Annotated in this window: 2 protein-coding genes and 1 pseudogene; 1 reads left to right on the top strand and 2 read right to left on the bottom strand. The window is 44.5% G+C overall.

Going from position 1 to position 3,185, the window contains the following annotated elements:
• Positions 1-301 precede the first annotated feature (301 nt).
• Positions 302-523 (bottom strand): hypothetical protein, encoded by a 222-nt coding sequence (locus QUA16_RS00365; RefSeq protein ID WP_333104141.1) that lies wholly within the window; start codon positions 521-523, stop codon positions 302-304.
• A gap of 432 nt (positions 524-955) precedes the next feature.
• Here QUA16_RS00365 and QUA16_RS00360 point away from each other — a divergent pair, with 432 nt between their 5' ends.
• Entirely contained in the window at positions 956-2,158 is a 1,203-nt protein-coding gene (locus QUA16_RS00360; protein ID WP_333104140.1) for a phytochelatin synthase family protein, read from the top strand.
• Between the two features lie 229 nt (positions 2,159-2,387).
• Here the strand turns inward: QUA16_RS00360 and QUA16_RS00355 are convergent.
• Positions 2,388-3,185: pseudogene (locus QUA16_RS00355) on the bottom strand (WD40 repeat domain-containing protein); the annotation flags it as partial.

Below are 3,185 nucleotides of genomic sequence, written 5' to 3'. Positions count from 1 at the left end.
CGGTCAGTTTATATACAAACATTTACATCTTTCAAAAATTTTACAGTCCCTGTAGGGGCGGGTTCACCAACAATCTCCGGCTAAAACCAACAATCTCAAAAACCCGCCCCCACCCAACGGTAAACACTATTAATTAACTGTTCAATTCTCGTCTATTGTCGATAAATTCGGTCAGTTTATATACAAACATTTACATCTTTCAAAAATTTTACAGTCCCTGTAGGGGCGGGTTCACCAACAATCTCTGGCTAAAACCAACAATCTCAAAAACCCGCCCCCACCCAACGGTAAACACGATTAATTAACTGTGACGCAGATATCCTTGGTGCTGCTCTACAATTATCCGATACCTGAGAGGAATCTTTGACGAGATGGTTAGTTCTGCCAACCAGGGAGCAGAAAGTGGCTCTGGGAGATATTTGCTAATTCCCATATCGTTATCAGCAACCTCAATATAAATCCCCTGAAGATAGACCACATCAGTGCCAATCCCAATCACCGGCTTAAATTTGATTGATTGCAACTATTACCACTCTTGATCTGACTCTTCTAAAACATCGCGTAATTAAGGCTATTCATAAAATTTTGATTTATCAGAGATGTTGCACCATTCTAAATAAGCTTTTTATGAACAGGCAAGATGCCTGTTCCACAAGAAAATTCACTATTTGTGGAACAGGCATCTTGCCTGTTCTAGAGAAGGGTGCTGTGAGATTTATCCGAGCTGCATAACGCTCAATCTGTGGCGAATTTCCGATTTTTTTCATCAGCTTGATGCCTAGCCATCCCTCGCAAATAATCACGGTTTTTAAATTTGCACCCCGAAAGTCAAACCTTCGCAGCGTTTTATTGCTAAAATTGAAAAAAATAGTAAATAAGTGCATTCATCATTATCAAGGTGACGATGTTGCATAATATTCATTAGCACCATAAGCAATCAGGGTTAAAACACTCAATGTGTGCTCAAGGGTTTTATCGTCGTTCACTCCCCGATTCTGCTATTGCCTTTTCCTCCGTAGAGGGAAAGCAAATATTTCGAGAAGCGTTGGCATTGGGAGGTATGGAAGGGTATTTTGCTCTAGCGGAACAGTTTCACACTCAAGCAGAACCCGCTTTTTGTGGATTGGGTAGTTTAGTTGTTGTTCTTAATGCCTTATCCATCGATCCGGGTCGCATTTGGAAAGGGGTGTGGAGATGGTATGGAGAGGAATTTTTAGACTGTTGTTTACCTCTTTCAGTCATTAAAGAAAACGGTATCACCTTTGATGAGTTTGTCTGTATAGCACGTTGCAACGGTGCTGTTGTAAAACCTAACCGTTACCACCAAAGCAGCTTGGAAAACTTTCGGCAAGCAGTTGAGGAGGTAACTACGGCGTCAGGTGATATTCATCTAGTTGTTTCGTACAGCCGAAAGGCCTTGGGACAAACGGGTGATGGTCACTTCTCACCAATTGGTGGCTATCATCGACAGCGGGATCTAGTTCTTCTGCTGGATGTTGCCCGTTTCAAATATCCACCTCACTGGGTTTCTCTGCCTTTGTTATGGCAAGCGTTTGAACCTGTCGATCCCGTCACTAATCAATGTCGAGGTTATATTTTATTGCAGAAGAGTGAAAGGTTGCCAGAAACCTTCTTTCATGTTGCTTGTGATTTACATCAGTGGTGTAGTGTTGCTAGTTACTTTGCAGAAATACTCCCAGACATTCTGAGAAAAGAGCAACCTGATTCAATTGCTTCATGTGTCAGTACCATCCTGCACCATTGGCCTGTTGAATTCACAACTATGGTGCATACCTCGTCAGAGACTGCAGAGACACTTGAGAAATTACGGGCAGCTATTGAGTTAAATCCACTGTTTGATATTGTTCACCAATGCTTGTCAAGCGATGACTCGGATGCAATGTCTGTTGTAGGGAAGTGGCCTCAACAGCAATTCGTAGCAGAGATAATAACAGCAATATTACTGTCGTGTCCCGCAACGCTCTATGCAACTCTCAAACCCGAGTTACGACTGTGGTTTAGTGAGGTTCGCCACCTTGAGAAACTACTCCCTACCTTGGATTTAGAGATATCTAGATTGAGAGAACAAATGTCAGCACTCCAGGAGTTTTATGTTTTATATTCAAAGGGCCATCAGTGTAATATCCCTCCGAGTTAGCACCTACCGCTTTTTGAACTCCCCAAACCTCGCCTAACTACAAAAGTGAAAATTAAATTGAAAGATTTAATAATCCGATGCTGGTGCCGGTTGTGGAGGAAGATTCGCGGCAGGGAAATATTAGGGTTGTGACTGATGCGAGTGAGGAATGGACAACGTAAAAAGTGGAAGTGGTACTGAAAAAAATGTAGTGCGAACATCTGGCAGGTTGGCGGTTTTTGCCTAAATCCTATTTGATTGACTCTTGGTTGAGGTAATCAGCACACATCTGTCTATCCTCTTCTGTCACTTTCGGATTGGTTCTGAGATAATCGCTAATCCAGTTGCAACCGAATGCCATTAGTTTATCGAAATCCCAAACCCACAGTTTGATGGTTTTGTCACTGCTTCCAGAAGCCAAAGTTTTGCCATCGGGACTAAAGGCGGCGCTCCCGACAGAATCGCTGTGCCCGGTGAGGGTAGCGATGGGTTTTTGGGTTTGCAGGTTCCACAGTTTGATGGTTTTGTCAGTGCTTGCAGAAGCCAAAGTCAAGCCATCGGGACTAAAGGCGACGGTCTCGACCAAATCGCTGTGCCCGGTGAGGGTAGCGATGGGTTTTTGGCTTTGCAGGTTCCACAGTTTGATGGTTTTGTCAGTGCTTGCAGAAGCCAAAGTCAAGCCATCGGGACTAAAGGCGAGGCTCAAGACCGAATTGCTATGCCCGGTGAGGGTAGCGATGGGTTTTTGGCTTTGCAGGTTCCACAGTTTGATCGTCTTGTCTCTGCTTGCAGAAGCCAAAGTCAAGCCATCTGGACTAAAGGCGACGCTCGATACAAAATCGCTGTGCCCGGTGAGGGTAGCGATGGGTTTTTGGCTTTGCAGGTGCCACAGTTTGATGGTGTTGTCGTCACTTGCAGAAGCCAAAGTTAAGCCATCTGGACTAAAGGCGACGCTCCAAACCGAACTGCTATGCCCGGTGAGGGTAGCGATGGGTTTTTGGCTTTGCAGGTGCCACAGTTTGATGGTGTTGTCGTCACTTGCAGAAGC

Origin of the sequence: Microcoleus sp. S13_C3 (genome assembly GCF_036700905.1) — a bacterium.
Classification (GTDB): domain Bacteria; phylum Cyanobacteriota; class Cyanobacteriia; order Cyanobacteriales; family Microcoleaceae; genus Microcoleus.
Note: the sequence above shows the minus strand (reverse complement) of the source record. Positions and strands in the feature narration are given on the sequence as shown.